Genomic DNA, 16,151 nt, shown 5'->3' with positions numbered 1-16,151 from the left:
GGGGCGCGGGGTCACCGGACCGAGGAGAGAAACTGCATGCAGCCAGTCTAGGCCGGCGCGGCTGCGTGTGCCGCGAAGCGGGCCGTCGTGTGACGAGCCGCCAAATCCCGACCGCCGCACCGCCGCGTTTTCCCGCGTGCGGGGCGCCCGCGTGATCGCGTGAAATGCCGGCACCGCCTCAGGAGGTTCCAGCCATGGTTTCGTTATTGCCGCGTCGCACGGCATGGGTGATCGCCCTCAGCCTGTCGACGGCGCTGCTGGGCAGCGGCTGCGCCACACGCACCGTGGTGGTGTCGCCCCCGCGCCCGTGCGACGCGCCGGACAGTGACTGCCGGGCCGACCTGATGCGCGCGCTGCAGGCCTGGCAAGACGCCTACAACGCCCGCGACCCCGCGCAGCTGAAGCCGCTGTACGCCCCTGGCGCGCTGATCACCGACGACGAATACGTGGCCGTGCCGCAGGGCGGCGAGGCGGTGCCGGAGTTCTTCGACGAGATGGCCCGCCGCCCCACCGCGCGGATGCGCTGGGTGATGGGCAACCTGCAGTTCTTCGGCGACACGGCCGTGCGCTCGGGCGAATGCGAGTTCGACGTCGACGGCGCCACCGCGGCCCCGAACCCACAAGCTGTGCGCTACAGCCTGGCCTACCAGCGCATCGACGGGCGCTGGCTGATCGTGTTGCAGCACCTCACGCGGCGGCCCTGAAAAGAAACCGCCCCACGCACCGGCGACAAGCCGGCGGGTGGGGCGATGCAAGGGCGGGCGCGCGGCGCCCGGCCACGTCAGACCTTCGCGATCAGCGCGTCCCACTTGGCCTTGGCGGCCTTCTCGTGGCGGGCCTTCACGTGGCCATAGCCGCGAATCTCTTCCGGCACGCGGGCCAACTCGATCGCCGTGGGCAACGACTCGGCCGTCAGGCGGGCCAGCGCCTTCTCCACGCCGGCGCGGTAGTCGGCAATCCAGCGGCGCTCCATCTTGCGCTCTTCGGTGTGGCCGAACACGTCGAACGCCGTGCCACGCAGGCCCTTCATCTTGGCCAGCAGGCCAAAGGCCGGGCGGATCCAGCTGCCGAACGGGCGCTTGACCAGTTCGCCCTTGGCGTTGGTCTTGGCCAGCAGCGGCGGGGCCAGGTGGTGCACCAGCTTGTAGTTGCCCTCGAACTGGCTGGCGATCTTGGCGGTGAAGGCCGCATCGGTGTGCAGGCGGGCCACCTCGTACTCGTCCTTGTAGGCCATGAGCTTGAACAGGTAGCGGGCCACGGCTTCAGTCAGCGTCGTCTTGGTGCCGAGCTTGGTTTCCGCCGCGCGCACCTTCTCGACGAAGGCCTGGTACTCGGCCGCGTAGGCGGCGTTCTGGTAGCCCGTCAGGAACTCCACGCGCTGGGCCAGCATCTCGTCCAGGCTCTGGCGCTTGACGAGCTGGATCACCGCCTGGGCCGCGAACAGGGCCTGCACGGCCTTGAGGTCGTGCGCGCAGCGGCGGCCCCACTCGAAGGCGGCCTTGTTGTTGTCGATCTGCACGCCGTTGAGTTCGATGGCGCGCATCAGCGCGTCGTAGCTCAGCGGGATGCGGCCCTGCTGCCACGCGTAGCCCAGCATCAGCGGGTTGGTGTACAGCGAGTCGCCCACCAGCTTGACGGCCACGTCTTCGGCATCGAACGCGCCAAGGTGCCCGGCGCCCACGGCCTTGCCCAGGGCCTGCTCGCAGGCGGTGCCGGGGAAGGTCCAGTCGGGGTTGTTCACCAGCGTGGCGGTGGGCGAACCGTGCGTGTTCAGCGCGACGAAGGTGCGGCCTTCGCGCATCACGGCGAGAGTCGCCTTGTTGGCGGCCACGATGGCGTCGCAGGCGATGACGAGGTCGGCCTCGGCCGTGCCGACCTTGGTGCAGTGGATGGCTTCCGGCGTGTTGGCGATCTGGATGTGGCTCCAGGTGGCGCCGCCCTTCTGGGCCAGGCCCGCCGCGTCTTGCGTGATGACGCCCTTGCCTTCCAGGTGCGCCGCCATGCCCAGCAGCTGGCCGATGGTGATGACGCCCGTGCCGCCCACGCCGGCCACGACGATGCCCCACGCGCTTTCCGCGTTCGGGATCACCGGCCGCGGCAGCGCGCCCAGGCTCGCGTCGAAGGGGCTCTTGCGGCTGTCCTTCTTGGGCTTCTTCAGCTCACCGCCTTCCACGGTGACGAAGCTGGGGCAGAAGCCCTTCACGCAGGAGAAGTCCTTGTTGCAGGTGTTCTGGTTGATCTGGCGCTTGCGGCCGAAGTCGGTCTCCAGCGGCTCGATGGACAGGCAGTTGGACTGCACCGAGCAATCGCCGCAGCCTTCGCACACCAGCTCGTTGATGACCACGCGCTTGGCCGGGTCCACCAGCTTGCCGCGCTTGCGGCGGCGGCGCTTCTCGGTGGCGCAGGTCTGGTCGTAGATGATGGCCGTGACGCCCTCGATCTCGCGGAACTGGCGCTGGATCTCGTCGAGCTCGTCGCGGTGGTGCACCGTGACGCCCGGGGCCAGGGCCACGCCCGTGTACTTGGCGGGCTCGTCGGTCACGATGACCAGCTTCTTCACGCCTTCCGAGATCACGCTGTTCATGATCTGGATGACGGTGTGGCCCTCGGGGCGCTCGCCCACCTGCTGGCCGCCGGTCATGGCGACGGCGTCGTTGTAGAGGATCTTGTAGGTGATGTTCACGCCCGCGGCGATGCTCTGGCGGATGGCCAGGCTGCCGCTGTGGAAGTAGGTGCCGTCACCGAGGTTGCTGAAGATGTGCTTCTCGTTCGTGAACGGCGCCTGGCCCACCCAAGGCACGCCCTCGCCGCCCATCTGCGTGAAGGTGGCCGTGTTGCGGCCGGGCATCCAGGTCACCATGTAGTGGCAGCCGATGCCGCCCACCGCGCGCGAGCCGTCGGGCACGCGGGTGCTGGTGTTGTGCGGGCAGCCCGAGCAGAACCAGGGCGTGCGGTCGGCGCCACCGGCCGTCTTTTCCTCGGCCTTCAGCGACGCCTCCTTGGCGTCGATGATGGCCATGCGGGCGTCCAGGCGGGCCACGATGTCGGCGTCCACGCCCAGGCGCTTCAGGCGCTTGCTGATGGCGCGGGCGATGATGGCCGGCGTGAGGTCGGCCTGCGGGCGCAGCAGCCAGTGGTCGCTCGGGTTGGGCACGCTCCACTCGCCGCCCTCGCCGTCACCCGCGTCGAACTTGCCCAGCACGTTGGGCCGCACGTCCGAGCGCCAGTTGTAGAGCTCTTCCTTGACCTGGTACTCGATGATCTGGCGCTTCTCTTCCACCACCAGAATTTCCTGCAGGCCCTTGGCGAACTCGCGCGCCACCTGCGCCTCCAGCGGCCACACCACGTTGACCTTGTGCAGGCGGATACCCAGGCGGCGGCAGGTGTCGTCGTCCAGGCCCAGGTCGTGCAGCGCCTGGCGGGTGTCGTTGTAGGCCTTGCCGCTGGTGATGATGCCGAAGCGGTCGTTCGGGCCTTCGATGACGTTGTAGTTCAGGCGGTTGGCGCGGATGTAGGCCAGCGCCGCGTACCACTTGAAATTCATCATCCGCGACTCTTGCTCCAGCGGCGGATCGGGCCAGCGGATGTGCAGGCCGCCCTCGGGCACGACGAAGTCTTCCGGCAGCACGATGTTCACGCGGTCCGGGTCCACGCTGATGCTGGCCGACGACTCGACGATTTCCTGGATGGTCTTCATGCCCGCCCACAGGCCGGAGAAGCGGCTCATGGCGAAGGCGTGCAGGCCCATGTCCAGGATGTCCTGGACGCTGCTCGGGAAGAAGGTCGGGAAGCCGACCGCCTTGAACACGTGGTCGCTCTGGTGGGCCGCGGTAGAGCTCTTGGCGATGTGGTCGTCACCCGCGATGGCGATCACGCCGCCGTGCTTGGAGGTGCCGGCCATGTTGGCGTGCTTGAACACGTCGATGCAGCGGTCCACGCCCGGGCCCTTGCCGTACCAGAGGCCGAAGACGCCGTCGAACTTGGCCTTCTCGGGGAAGAGGTCCAGTTGCTGCGTGCCCCACACGGCCGTCGCGCCGAGTTCCTCGTTCACGCCCGGCTGGAACACGATGTTCTGCTTGGCCAGGTGCTTCTTGGCGGCAAACAGGGCCTGGTCGTACCCGCCCAGCGGCGAGCCGCGGTAGCCGCTGATGAAGCCCGCCGTGTTCAGCCCCGCCATCGCATCGCGTGTGCGTTGCAACATGGGCAAGCGCACCAGCGCTTGCACGCCGCTCATGAAGGCACGCCCGGTGTCGAGGGCGTATTTGTCATCCAGCGTGACCGTTTGGAGGGCGCGCAGGATGTGGTCGGGCAGCGGGGCGTTCATCGGGGGTGCTCCTGAATCGGGGGAGCCGGCGCGGGCCACCCTTGTGAAGCGGGCGCGCGGGCGTCGGGCCAGTATGGCCGGACCGGGCAGTGTAGGAAAAGGCCTGCGCGGGGTGCTTTCTCATTCACGCCGAATTCATCTCACTTCAGCAATTTCCTTGCGCGAAAATCCCCACTTCAATTGAAATTGATCGCAAACTCGCCGATCAGGGCAAACCATGAGTGCTGATGACAGTGCCGACCCCGGCGCGCTGGACCGCTATCACATCGCCATCCTGGACGAGCTGCAACGCGACGCGCGGCAGTCCAACGCCGAGCTGGCGCAGCGCATCGGGCTGTCCGCCGCGCCCACGTGGCGGCGGGTGAAGTGGCTGGAAGACCAGGGCTACATCACCGGCTACCGCGCCGAGCTGGACCGCCGCAAGGTGGGCCTGGGCGTGCTGGCCTTTGTGCGGGTGGACGCCGAGCGCAGCGCGGGCGCCGCCACCAAGGCGCTGGAAGACGAAATCCGCCGCCTGCCCGAGGTCATCGCCTGCCACTACATCTCGGGCACCGGCACGTTCGAGCTGCAGGTCATGGCCACCGACCTGGACGCGTTCTCGCGCTTTTCCATCAACACGCTGCTCAAGCTGCCCAACGTGAAAGACATCCACACCAGCTTCTCGCTGGGCGAGGTCAAGGCCGGCGGCGCACTTCCTTTGACGCATCTGAAAGGTTGAGCCCGTGCGGCGGGGTTAGGCTCGTGGCATGACAGGACGAGGCGTGCGGCGATTCGAGCGACTCTGGCTGGGCACCGACCCGGCCCAACGGCTGAGGCTGAGGCAGACCTCGCTGGCCATGGCCTTGATGGCCCTGTGCGCGCCCATGCTGCACTACTGCGTGGCCATTTCCGGCGGCGAGCGCGGAGCGCTGCTCTGGGTGTGGACGGCCGTGTCGCTGGGCGGCATGGGGGCGTTCTATGCCGCCATCCGCAGCGGGTGGTCCCGCCGCCTGGCGGACCCGTCGCTCACCACCGCGCAGATCGCCTTCGCCATCACCTCGGCCGCGTTCGGCTACGCGCAGGCCGGCGCGCTGCGGGGGGCGGTGTTCCCGGTGCTGAACCTGATCCTGATGTTCGGCATGTTCCAGCTGCGCGCCCGCAGCGCCAACGCACTGTGCCTGTTCGCGCTGGTGCTGTTCGCATTCGTCATGGGCGTGATGGCGACGCTCGCCCCGGCGGCCTACCCGCCCTCGGTGGAGGTCGGCCACTTCCTGATGCTGGCCTGCATGCTGCCCGCGGTGGCCGTGCTCACGGCGCGGCTCAGCCGCATCCGGCGCCGGCTGTCGCAGCAGAAGCAAGACCTGGCGCGGGCGCTGGCCCAGCTGCAGGCCATCGCCACGCGTGATGAGCTCACCGGCCTGCCCAACCGGCGCCAGATGCAGGCGCTGATGGACCAGGAACTGCAGCGCTCGCAGCGGCACGGCCATGCCTTCTGCGTGGCCATCCTGGACCTGGACCACTTCAAGGACGTGAACGACACCCACGGCCACGCGGTGGGCGACACCGTGCTGCGCGCCGTGGCCGAGGTGGGGCAGGCCGCGCTGCGCGCCAGCGATGTGCTGGCCCGCTGGGGCGGCGAAGAGTTCCTCGTGCTGCTGCCCGACACCGCCATGCCCTTGGCGCTGGTGGGCATGGAGCGGCTGCGCCAGCAGATCGGCGCGCAGGCCCTGCCGGCCCCGACCGACGGCGCCCCGCTGCGCGTGACCGTGTCCATCGGCCTGACCGACCACCGCCCGGGCGACGCCCTGGCCGACACGCTGGAGCGCGCCGACCGGCTGCTCTACGAGGCCAAGCACCAAGGCCGCGACCGCACCTGCACTGACTGAACCCATCCCCCTCCCCATGCACCACGCCCCTTTGCCGATGCGCCACTTCCTGCTTGCCCTGGCCGTGGTGGCGATCTGGGGCAGCAACTTCGTCGTCATCAAGTACGCGCTGCACACCCTGCCGCCGCTGACGCTGGCAGTGCTGCGCTTCAGCTTTGCCTTCCTGCCGGCCTGCCTGTTCCTGAAGCGGCCGGCAGTGGGCTGGCGCAACCTCGGCGGCTACGGGCTCTTCATCGGCGTGGGCCAGTTCGGCCTGCTGTACCTGGCCATGCGCAGCCACATCTCGCCGGGGCTGGCGTCGCTGGTGGTGCAGACGCAGGTGTTCTTCACGCTGCTGCTGGCGGTGCGCGTGCGCGGCGAGCGGGTGCAGGCCACGCAATGGCTGGGGCTGGCGCTGGCGGCCGGCGGCGTGGGCGTGATCGCCTCGCACACCGACGGCACCACCACCGCGCTGGGCCTGGGCCTGGTGCTCACGGCCGCGTTCTGCTGGGCCTGCGCCAACCTGCTCACGCAGCGCGCCGGCCGCATCGACATGCTGGCCTACGTGGTGTGGAGCAGCGCCTTCGCGGTGCCGCCCTTGCTGGTGCTGGCGCTGCTGATCGACGGGCCGGCGGCGGTGGCCAGCGGGCTGGCGGCGTCGGACGCCGGCACCTGGGCCGCGGTGCTGTGGCAGTCGGTGGGCAACACGCTGTTCGGCTATGGCGCCTGGAGCTGGCTGCTGGCCCGCCACCCGGCCGGGCGCATCGTGCCCATGGCGCTGCTGGTGCCGGTGTTCGGCATGGGCTCGGCCAGCCTGCTGATGGGCGAGCCGCTGCCGGGGTGGAAGCTGGCAGCGGCCGCGCTGGTGCTGTCGGGTCTGGCGATCAACCTGTTCGGCGCCCAGCTGTTGCGGCTTCGCTCAGCCGCCGCGGCGCGCTAAGCTGGCCCCATGCAACGCCGCTCCCTGCTCGTCTGGCTGGCTGCTGCCGCCTGCGCCCAAGTCCAGGCACCCGCCCAGGCCCAGGCTGCATCCCGTCTGCCACCGGTCACGCTACTGGTGGAACTGCGCTGGGTGGAGCAGCCCCTGACCGGCGCGGCCAAGGCCGGCGTGCGCGACGGCGCGTTTGTGGTGGGCACGGGCGGCACCGTGTCGCCTCGGGGGGCGGGCGTCACCGTCTCCAGCGCACCGACGGCCGAGCCGCGCGTGCTGCACCAGCTGCGTGTGCTCAACGGCCAGCAGGCCCGGGCCCAGCTCATCAGCCGCGAGCCGCTGCAAACGGTGGAAACGGTCTACGACGTGGCGCCCGACGGCAAGGTGCGCGGCGCCTTCGCCAAGCCGCAAACCACCGAGCGGCGCAGCACGCAGTCGTTCAACGTGCAGGCCACCTGGGTGGGCGAGGACACGCAGGTGCGCGTGAGCTTCAGCGTGCAAGACGACCGCACGGCGCTGGAGTCCACGCTGGACCTGCCGCCCGGCCAATGGGTGACCGTGGCCCGCACCGGCGAGGCCGCGCCCGACGCCGCCCCGAAAGGCACGCTCAGCAGCCAGGACGCCGCCCGCCACACCGAGCGCGAGTTGCAGCTGCGGGTGACCGTGCTGCCCTGAGCGGGCCAGACCTCGGGCTGCGCGCCGCCTTCCACGGCCGGCGGGTACGGCGCAAGAACATCTCGACGCCTGTGCCAAACCGCCCACACCCTTCTGGTGCCACCGTGGGCAGCCCGCCGGCCAGCGTGTAAGGTGAGGCCGCGCTGGTGTCAGCGCGCGGACCCTGCCCATGAAACTCGCCTTGATCGCTCACGATGGCAAGAAGGACGCCATCATCGCCCTCGCCGCTGAATTCCTGCCGCTGCTGCGCCGCTGCCAGATCATGGCCACCGGCACCACCGGCGGCCGCCTGCACGCCGCGCACGGCCTGACCATCGAACGCATGCTCAGCGGCCCCATGGGCGGTGACCTGCAAATCGGCGCGCGCCTGGCCGTGGGCGACCTGGACGGCGTCATCTTCCTGCGCGACCCCATGACCCCGCAGCCCCACGAGCCCGACATCAATGCCCTGGTGCGTGCCTGCGACGTGCACGACGTGCCCTGCGCCACCAACGTGTCCACCGCCCGGTTGTTGCTGGAGCGCTGGAGCCAGGCCTGACGCGCTTCACCACGACTTCGCCCCCAGCCGGGCCAGCCGCGCTAAAATCCACAGCTTTCGTCGTTTTGCCCCTGCAAGCGGGCTTTGTTTCACTGGAGAGCCATTCATGGGCAACAAGATCGTCACCGAAGCGGACCGCAAGGCCACTCCCCGTCCCGCCGCCCCCAAGGGCGTCACCTTCACGACTGGCCGTGGCCAGAAGTGCAGCCTGGAGCGCGGTTCGCACACCCGTTCCAAGAAGAACCCGGGCAAGCGCCCGCACTCGGGTTGATTTCCGGGCTGAAGCCCTGAACGATCCACGCACACAGGCCCTCAGGGGCCTGTTTGTTTTTGTCGGCTCGACACTGACCAAAAAGATGAGGCCCCCACGCTCGCATCCGCTCGCTCCCCCCGAGGGGGCGCGTCAGCGGTTTCGGGCGGCCGGGCACCGCTGACCATGATCCGCATCACCGAACTCCGCCTGCCCCTGAACCACGCCGAGGACGCGCTGCGCCCGGCCGTGCTGGCCCGCCTGAAGCTGGCCGACGCCGAACTGGCCGACGTGCATGTGTTCCGCCGCGGCTACGACGCGCGCAAGAAAAGCGACATCCAGCTCGTCTACACGCTGGACTGCACGCTCAGCACCGGCGTGGACGAGGCCGCGGTGCTGGCCCGCTTCAACGGCGACCCGCACGTGCGCCCCACGCCGGACACGGGCTACCACTTCCTCGCGAAGGTGGGCGAATTCACCGGCCCGCGCCCCGTCGTCGTCGGCTTCGGGCCCTGCGGCCTGTTTGCGGCGCTCATCCTGGCGCAAATGGGCCTGCGCCCCCTGGTGCTGGAGCGCGGCAAGGCCGTGCGCGAGCGCACGCAAGACACCTGGGGCCTGTGGCGCGAGCAAAAGCTCCACCCCGAGAGCAACGTGCAGTTCGGCGAGGGCGGCGCCGGCACCTTCTCCGACGGCAAGCTCTGGAGTCAGATCTCCGACCCGCGCCACCTCACCCGCAAGGTGCTGACCGAGTTCGTGAAGGCGGGCGCGCCAGAAGAAATCCTCTACGTCAGCAAGCCGCACATCGGCACCTTCCGCCTGGTGAGCATGATCATCAAGATGCGTGCCGAGATCGAGGCGCTGGGCGGCGAGATCCGCTTCCAGCAGAAGGTGTCCGACCTGCAGATTGAAGACGGCGCCGTGCGCGGCGTGACGCTGGAATCGGGCGAACAAATCGCCGCCACCCACGTGGTCATCGCACTGGGCCACAGCGCCCGCGACACCTTCCAGATGCTGCACGCGCGCGGCGTGCACATGGAGGCCAAGCCCTTCTCCATCGGCTACCGCATCGAGCACCCGCAAAGCCTGATCGACGCCGCCCGCTTCGGCCCGAACGCCGGCAACAAGATCCTCGGCGCAGCCGACTACAAGCTGGTGCACCACGCGAAGAACGGCCGCTCGGTCTACAGCTTCTGCATGTGCCCGGGCGGCACGGTGGTGGCGGCCACGAGCGAAGAGAACCGTGTCGTCACCAACGGCATGAGCCAGTACTCGCGCAATGAACGCAACGCCAACGCCGGCATCGTGGTGGGCCTCACGCCCGAGGACTACCGGCAAGACGGCAAGAAGGACGGCAGCCCCGTGAACCCGCTGGACGGCATGGCCTTCCAGCGCATCTGGGAAAGCCGCGCCTACGAACTGGGCGGCGGCGGCTACCTGGCGCCGGGCTCGCTGGTGGGCGACTTCATCAAGCGCCAGGTCAGCAAAGAGTTCGGCGACGTGCTGCCGAGCTACAAGCCCGGCGTGACGCTGACCAACCTGCAAGCCAAGGGCCATGGCTCGCTGCCCACGTATTGCCTGGAGGCGATCCGCGAAGCCCTGCCCGCGTTTGCCCGCCAGATCCGCGGCTTCGACCGCGCCGACGCGGTGCTGACGGGTGTGGAGACCCGCACCTCCAGCCCGCTGCGCATCAACCGCGGCCGCGACTACCAAAGCCTCAACGTGCGCGGCCTGTTCCCGGCCGGTGAAGGCGCGGGCTATGCCGGCGGCATCATGAGCGCGGGCGTGGACGGCATCGAGGTGGCTGAAGCCCTGGCCGCCGACCTGCTGGGCTTGCCGGATGCCGCGGTGCTGAAGGGCAAGGGCTCCAAGGCCGGCGGACAGGTCTGACCCACGGGCGCGCGCGCCCTGCCCCGTGCGCCTTGCGGCACCGGCGTGAAGCCCGGGTGTCCCGAACGTTTCCGTGCGTGAACCGTTGTGCAGAAGGTTCAACGCCGCGCCCTCAAGCGTGACGGGGTGTTCTTTTCCTTGAGTCCCCTCTTCCTGCTGCCTACGCTGTTAGGTCTCGCGCCCGCTTCGGAAAACCCGCATGCTGGCGCCGATCTTCTGAAAGGCATGCATGACTGAAGCTGTACGGCGCCGCAACCTCCTGTGCGCAGGCCTGGGCATCTCTGCCAACCTGGCCGGCTGTGGCGGCGGCAGCCCGGCACCCACGCCGGCCGATGGTCTGCGCAAGGCGTTGGCCGACAACACCGCCCGACGGGCGGCCGCCGCGGCTGCGACTCCTGCGGCCTCGGCCGCCAGCGCGGTCAGCGCCATCGCTTACGGCAACCCGCTGGTCGAGGCCAACCCCCGGCGCAACTACCTGTTCAGCCCGGCCATCGCGTACTTCATGGTGGGCAAGGCCAACGTGGGTGTGGGCGAAAACGTGTTGAGCCTGAGCACCACCGGCTCCTGGAACACCGCCGTGGGCGACCAGGTGATGGGCCGGCTGACCGAGGGCATCGACAACGTGGGCGTGGGCTCCTTGGCCCTGATGGCCGCGGTGAACACCATCGACTGCACCGCCGTGGGCGTGGAGGCCTTGGCCAGCGCCGTCGACGGCGTGGGCGGCACCGCCATCGGCCGGCTGTCCTGCAGCAGCATCACCTCGGCCAACAACAACACGGGCGTCGGCGACAGCACGCTGCGCTTCCTGCAGGCCGGCTGGGCCAACTGCGCCCTGGGCTACACGACGGCGGAATACCTCAAAGCCGGTTCTCACAACACGCTGCTGGGCACGGCGGCAGCCAAGAACCTGCCGCAGGGCGACTACAACACCGTGGTGGGCGCCCACGCCATGGCGTCGGCCGGCGCGGGCAACGACAACGTCGCGGTGGGCGCCATGGCGCTGGAGGGTGTCACCGGCTCCAGCAACGTGGCCGTGGGCATGAACGCCGGCGCGGGCACGCAGAGCCTGACGCGCTCCATCTTCATCGGCGGCACCGCCGGGACGGGCGCCAGCCAAGCGCCTGCCGTCGACAACGTCGTGGTGGTGGGCCACGGCGCGGTGGCCAGCCGCAGCCACCAGGTGGTGCTGGGCAATGCCGAGACGCAGGAAATCGTGATCGGGGACCTGGCCATCAGCAAGGCGGAACTGCAGTCCTTGCTGCGCTGGCTGCGCAGCCAGACCGCCGCCGTGCGCTGACCCGAACGGCCTGCGCCAAGCGCCCCAAGCCCCCTGCGAGGGCCTCAGCGTGGGGCGGGCGCCGCATCCTGCTGCGCCAGGTAGGCCAGCAAGTCACGCACCTTCTGCTCGTTCACCCCGACGCCCCAGTAGCGCATCTTGGTGCCGGGGACGAGGTCGCTCGGGGCGCGCAGGAACGCGGTCAATGTGGCCTCGTCCCACTTCAAGCCCGACGCCTTCATGCCGGCCGAGTACGCATAACCGGGCAAGCTGCCTGCCGGGCGGCCGACCAGGGCGTTGAGGTGGGGGCCAAACCCATGGCGCGCGGCCGGGCCAACCGCATGGCAATTCGCGCAGGACGAGAACAGCTTGCGGCCCGCCACCGGGTCGCCGCCGGCGTGGGCGGTCAGGGCGGCGGCCCCGAGCCATGCGCAGGCCCAGGCCTTCATGCGGCGGGCGCCTCGGGCGGCATCAACTCGATCAACTCCTTCACAAACGCCAGGGCGTCTTCGGGCAGTTCGAAGTGCATCTCGTTGTTGAGCTCCATCACATCACCGTCCGGCCCCTTGTGCACGACCGACCAGCCGCCCGCGCCGCCGTCGATGGCCAGCACGCCGAACTGGCCCGGCGCCAGGTCGCGCGCGCTGCCGCCGGTGAGCACGATGTCGCGGCCAAGGTGGGAGTGGTAGCGTTTCATCCAACCCATTTTCAAGGAGACCCGCCATGAAGGCAGTCTGGAACGGCATCACCCTGGCCGAAAGCGATGACACCGTGGTGGTGGAAGGCAACCACTACTTCCCGGCCGCGTCGCTGAACACGCAGTACACGACCTTTTCCAACCACGTGAGCCGCTGTGCCTGGAAGGGCGAGGCCAAGTACCTGAGCCTGCTGGTGAACGGCGAGATGAACCCGGATGCCGTCTGGACCTACCCCGACCCGCTGCCCGCCGCCGCCGAGATCAAGGGCCGCTACGCGTTCTGGAAGGGCGTGAAGGTCACCGAGTGATCACGGGCCTGATCAGGGCCTGACGCCCTCAGGCCACAGCGCCCACAGCCGCAACGGTTGCTTGGTGCGGCTGGCGCGCTGCGCGGCGTCCTCCCCCCAGCCCCAGAACAGATCGGCCCGCACCGCGCCGGCGATGGCACTGCCGGTGTCTTGCGCCAGCACCAGCCGCCGCAGCGGCGTGGCGGCGGCGCCGGGGGCCCAGGGCTCGGTGCTGTCCATCCAAAGCGGCGTGCCCAGCGCGATGACGCTGCGGTCCACCGCCACCGAGCGGCCCGGCGTGAGCGGCACGCCTTGCGCCCCGCGCGGGCCCACGTTCGGGTCGGCCAGCGGCTCTTCCCGGAAGAACACCACGCGCGGGTTCACCGCCAGCGCCTCACGCACCTTGGAAGGGTTGCGGCGCGCCCAGTCGCTCAGGGTGCGGGGGGTGGCGTCGGCCACTTCGCCGCGGTCCAGCAGGGCGCGGGCGACCGACAGGAAGGGTTGGTCGTTGTGGCCCGCCCAGGCCACGCGGCTGGTGCGCTCGGCGCCGTTCGCGTCCCGCAGCACCAACCGCCCCGAACCCTGCACCTGCAACTGCAGCAGTCCGAAGGGGTCGTCCAGGTAGGCCAGTTCCAGGGCCGCGAAGCGCGGGTGGGCGTCGACCTCGCGGCGCGGCAGGCGGCGCAGGGCCGGGTCGGTGGGCAGCGCATGCACCGGCCACTGGAACGCGCCCTGCCGGGTGCGGCTGGCCGCAAGCTGGGGCTCGAAATAACCAGTGAGCAGGCCCGTGGTGTCGCCGTTGTCTGCCGCCAGGCGCCAGGGGCGCAGGTGCTTCATCAGCAGCAGGGTCAGCTCCATCGCATCGGCCGGCGCCTGCAAGGCCACGCGGGCGCAAAACTCGGCCCAACCGGGCGCAGGGCGCTGGCAGCCGGCCCGCAAGGCGGGCCAGGCCGCCAGCAGGTCGTCGCTGCCCCAGCCGGGCAACTCGCGCCAGTCCACAGCCTGCCAGCGGGGGCCACTGGGCGCGGGGCGCGCCGGCTCGGTCACCCGCGTTGGCGGGGCCCGTGGCGCTTCGGGCGGCTGCACCGGCGGCGATGAGCAGGCAGCCAGGCTTCCTAGAATCGCGGCCACCACACCCCGCGCCCACCACCCTGCCATGCTGCTCCTTGCCCTCGAAGCCCTCGGCGCGCTGCTGATCTTTGTGTTCATCATCTGGTGGACCATGTTCGCCGGCCGCAACAAGGGCGAACGAAAGGACTAGACCGCCCCCTACCGGCTTCGCCGGCCCCCTCAAGGGGGCGCCGCTGGTGGCCCGGCAAAGCCGGTTCCACGGCGGCCGCTGGGGAATTCATTTCGGTGGAACCAGGAAGCTGAGCGGCTCGCGCCGCAGCCGCGCACGGATGGCGGCATAGACGCGCCGGCGGTCGGCCAGGCGAATGCCGCGCGAGCGCATCGCCACACGAAACGCGCAGAAAAAGCTCACGCCCACGTTGAGCACGCCAATGCCGGCGATGCACAGCACGCAGGACCAGAACGCCCACGTGGCCATTACGCCCACGCCGAGCGCGCCCACGGCAGCGGCCAGCTGGCCGGTGGACAGCGTGACGTGGCGCACCTCCAGCCCCAGGCCGAAGAAGCTGCTCAACGCCGGCACCAGGCCCAACATCAAACCCAGGCTGATGTTGGCCGTGAGGCCCGAGATGTTGGCCCGCCACCAGCGCGACCAGGCCGCCGCCCGCGTGCGGCCCAGCATGGCCACGATGCGCGGGTTCCACGCGATGGCACTGTCCAGCCGGTGCAGCACGAAGCCGTTTTCCACCCAGCCGGCGATCAGGCTGGACGCGAACAGCAAGGTGCCGGTGAACGCAGCGAACAGCAGCGATGGGCCGGCCAGGCTCAGCGAGTGCAGCACGTAGTGCGCCTCCTTCTCGCCCACCCACGGCGCGCCCAGCGTCCACCAGCACAGCCCTTGCACCAGCAGCACCAGCGGCGCGGCCAGCGCGAGGTTGCCCACGATGCCGGCCACCTGCGAGCGCACGAGGTGCGTGACCTCGTCCACAAAGCCCTCCACGCCGTCCTCGCGGTCGATGTGCTGCAGCTTGGCCGCCATGGCCGGCGCCGTCATGGCGGGCTGCTTGGTGGCCACCGTCCAGTGCAGCAGGTGGATGAGCACGAAACTGGCCGCGTAGTTCATGCCGGCCCAGAAGCCGCCCCAGAACGCGGTGAACCCCAGCCAGGCGATGCTGAACTTGAGCAGCGTGGTGCCGGCAATGACCGCGCCGCCGCCGGCCGCGCGCCGCAGCATGTCGCGGTACTCGCCAGGGTTGCGGGTGATGTAGTGCTCGCCGGTTTCGGCACTGCGCTCGGCCACCTTGCGCGCCAGCAGCGAGTAGTGGCGGCCGAACAGCGTGCGCAGGCTGCGGCGCTCGTGCACGCCGCGCACCAGGCCCGCCACCAGGCGCAGCAGCTCGCGCGGCGGCTGGGGCGACAGCAGGCAGGCCAGCAGTGCGTCGATGCGGTCCAGGCGCGCGGTGAGCTGCTCCACCGAGAACATCAGGTCCACCGACACGCCGTGCGCCTCCAGGTGCTCGGGCACGGTCTGCGCGGCGGCGCGGCAGCGGTCCAGCAGCGCATGCAGGTAGGCGGTGGCCGGTGCCCCGGCGGCGGCGCCGTCTGCCAGGGCCCGCTCCACGGCCGCCCACGCAGCGGGCAGCTGATGGAAGGGCTGGTCTTGCAACAGTGTGGGATCCATGCGCACCCGCATCGCACTGCCGAGACCGGCGGCATGCACCTGGCTGATGAGCACCGTGATGGCCGCGCGGGCCTCCACGCGCCAGCCGTCGTCCGGCGTGGCGGCGAAGAGCAGGCTCAGCCGCGCCAGCAGCGCGTCGTCAATGGCGGCAATCCAATCCTCATCGGCCGCGCTGCCGAACAGCAGCTCGAACAGTTCCGCCAGGTCGCGCGTGTCGGTGGTGGCGGGCAGCAGCCGGCGGCGCACGCGGTGAAAGGCCTCGTGCCACAGCGCCATGCGCGGCGCAAAGCCCACTTCGGCGAACAGGGCCACCGCGTCCACCTCGTTCCACACGCCGCCGATGACCTCGGCAAACGCGCGGGCATGTTCGGGGTGGCGCTCCAGCACGTTGAGCAGGTGCTTCAGACGCACCAGCGGCTGGGGCGTGGCGGCGGTGCTGTCGTCCCGCGTCTCTTTGCCGGCCAGGCTGGCCGGGGGTGCGTGTCGCAGCCACTCCAGCAAGCGCACCAGCCACAGGTTGCGCTCGGCAAGCGCCGCCTGGGGATCGGCGGCGTTGAGCAGGGCGGTAAGGTCCCAGTGTCGGTTCGTCAAATCAATCGTCCATGGCACACGCTGGGCCGGCCCCGCCCGCATGACGGTCGCTTCGCGCACCCGGCGGCAGCAGGCCGCAGACGAGGCACTCGAAGGACG

The 16,151-nt window shown here is 70.1% G+C and carries 15 protein-coding genes; 10 read left to right on the top strand and 5 right to left on the bottom strand.

Annotation, left to right across the window (positions count from 1 at the left end; genetic code table 11):
* Nucleotides 1–194 precede the first annotated feature (194 nt).
* Nucleotides 195–704: a YybH family protein gene (locus ACG01O_RS12450; protein WP_394384993.1), complete on the top strand. Its 510-nt coding sequence runs from the start codon at nucleotides 195–197 to the stop codon at nucleotides 702–704.
* 77 nt (nucleotides 705–781) lie between these two features.
* Here the strand turns inward: ACG01O_RS12450 and ACG01O_RS12445 are convergent, their stop codons facing one another.
* Nucleotides 782–4,324, bottom strand: a complete 3,543-nt coding sequence (locus ACG01O_RS12445; RefSeq protein ID WP_394384991.1) for an indolepyruvate ferredoxin oxidoreductase family protein — start codon at nucleotides 4,322–4,324, stop codon at nucleotides 782–784.
* A gap of 217 nt (nucleotides 4,325–4,541) precedes the next feature.
* Between ACG01O_RS12445 and ACG01O_RS12440 the strand changes: the two genes are divergently transcribed.
* From ACG01O_RS12440 to ACG01O_RS12405, 8 genes are all read left to right on the top strand, one after another.
* Nucleotides 4,542–5,042 carry an Lrp/AsnC family transcriptional regulator gene (locus ACG01O_RS12440; RefSeq protein WP_394384989.1) on the top strand — a complete coding sequence of 167 codons (501 nt, stop codon included), beginning with the start codon at nucleotides 4,542–4,544 and terminating at the stop codon, nucleotides 5,040–5,042.
* A gap of 28 nt (nucleotides 5,043–5,070) precedes the next feature.
* Complete coding sequence (locus ACG01O_RS12435; protein ID WP_394384987.1) at nucleotides 5,071–6,189, top strand: diguanylate cyclase; 1,119 nt, start codon at nucleotides 5,071–5,073, stop codon at nucleotides 6,187–6,189.
* Nucleotides 6,190–6,220: 31 nt separating this feature from the next.
* Nucleotides 6,221–7,108: an EamA family transporter gene (locus ACG01O_RS12430; protein WP_394385647.1), complete on the top strand. Its 888-nt coding sequence runs from the start codon at nucleotides 6,221–6,223 to the stop codon at nucleotides 7,106–7,108.
* Nucleotides 7,109–7,117: 9 nt separating this feature from the next.
* Nucleotides 7,118–7,774 carry a hypothetical protein gene (locus ACG01O_RS12425; RefSeq protein ID WP_394384985.1) on the top strand — a complete coding sequence of 219 codons (657 nt, stop codon included), beginning with the start codon at nucleotides 7,118–7,120 and terminating at the stop codon, nucleotides 7,772–7,774.
* 169 nt (nucleotides 7,775–7,943) lie between these two features.
* The gene (locus ACG01O_RS12420) at nucleotides 7,944–8,312 is read left to right on the top strand and encodes a methylglyoxal synthase (RefSeq protein WP_394384983.1); all 369 of its coding nucleotides are present in this window, start codon (nucleotides 7,944–7,946) and stop codon (nucleotides 8,310–8,312) included.
* Between the two features lie 106 nt (nucleotides 8,313–8,418).
* Nucleotides 8,419–8,583: a hypothetical protein gene (locus tag ACG01O_RS12415; RefSeq protein ID WP_394384981.1), complete on the top strand. Its 165-nt coding sequence runs from the start codon at nucleotides 8,419–8,421 to the stop codon at nucleotides 8,581–8,583.
* A 165-nt stretch (nucleotides 8,584–8,748) separates the two neighbouring features.
* Nucleotides 8,749–10,449 (top strand): NAD(P)/FAD-dependent oxidoreductase, encoded by a 1,701-nt coding sequence (locus ACG01O_RS12410; RefSeq protein WP_394384979.1) that lies wholly within the window; start codon nucleotides 8,749–8,751, stop codon nucleotides 10,447–10,449.
* 229 nt (nucleotides 10,450–10,678) lie between these two features.
* Entirely contained in the window at nucleotides 10,679–11,746 is a 1,068-nt protein-coding gene (locus ACG01O_RS12405) for a hypothetical protein (RefSeq protein ID WP_394384977.1), read from the top strand.
* A gap of 44 nt (nucleotides 11,747–11,790) precedes the next feature.
* Here ACG01O_RS12405 and ACG01O_RS12400 read toward each other — a convergent pair whose 3' ends face one another.
* Nucleotides 11,791–12,174 (bottom strand): c-type cytochrome, encoded by a 384-nt coding sequence (locus tag ACG01O_RS12400; RefSeq protein WP_394384975.1) that lies wholly within the window; start codon nucleotides 12,172–12,174, stop codon nucleotides 11,791–11,793.
* Nucleotides 12,171–12,422, bottom strand: a complete 252-nt coding sequence (locus ACG01O_RS12395) for a hypothetical protein (RefSeq protein ID WP_394384973.1) — start codon at nucleotides 12,420–12,422, stop codon at nucleotides 12,171–12,173. Before ACG01O_RS12395 ends, ACG01O_RS12400 begins: the two co-directional genes overlap by 4 nt.
* A gap of 26 nt (nucleotides 12,423–12,448) precedes the next feature.
* Between ACG01O_RS12395 and ACG01O_RS12390 the strand changes: the two genes are divergently transcribed.
* Entirely contained in the window at nucleotides 12,449–12,730 is a 282-nt protein-coding gene (locus ACG01O_RS12390) for a DUF427 domain-containing protein (RefSeq protein WP_394384971.1), read from the top strand.
* Between the two features lie 12 nt (nucleotides 12,731–12,742).
* On the opposite strand, the gene mltA is transcribed toward ACG01O_RS12390, so the two are convergent.
* Nucleotides 12,743–13,756, bottom strand: a complete 1,014-nt coding sequence (mltA, locus tag ACG01O_RS12385; RefSeq protein WP_394384969.1) for a murein transglycosylase A — start codon at nucleotides 13,754–13,756, stop codon at nucleotides 12,743–12,745.
* Nucleotides 13,757–14,057: 301 nt separating this feature from the next.
* Complete coding sequence (locus ACG01O_RS12380; protein WP_394384967.1) at nucleotides 14,058–16,052, bottom strand: site-specific recombinase; 1,995 nt, start codon at nucleotides 16,050–16,052, stop codon at nucleotides 14,058–14,060.
* Nucleotides 16,053–16,151: the final 99 nt, after the last annotated feature.

The sequence above is a fragment of the Pelomonas baiyunensis genome, from assembly GCF_043555935.1.
In the GTDB taxonomy this organism is placed as follows: domain Bacteria; phylum Pseudomonadota; class Gammaproteobacteria; order Burkholderiales; family Burkholderiaceae_C; genus Pelomonas; species Pelomonas baiyunensis.
Note: the sequence above shows the minus strand (reverse complement) of the source record. Positions and strands in the feature narration are given on the sequence as shown.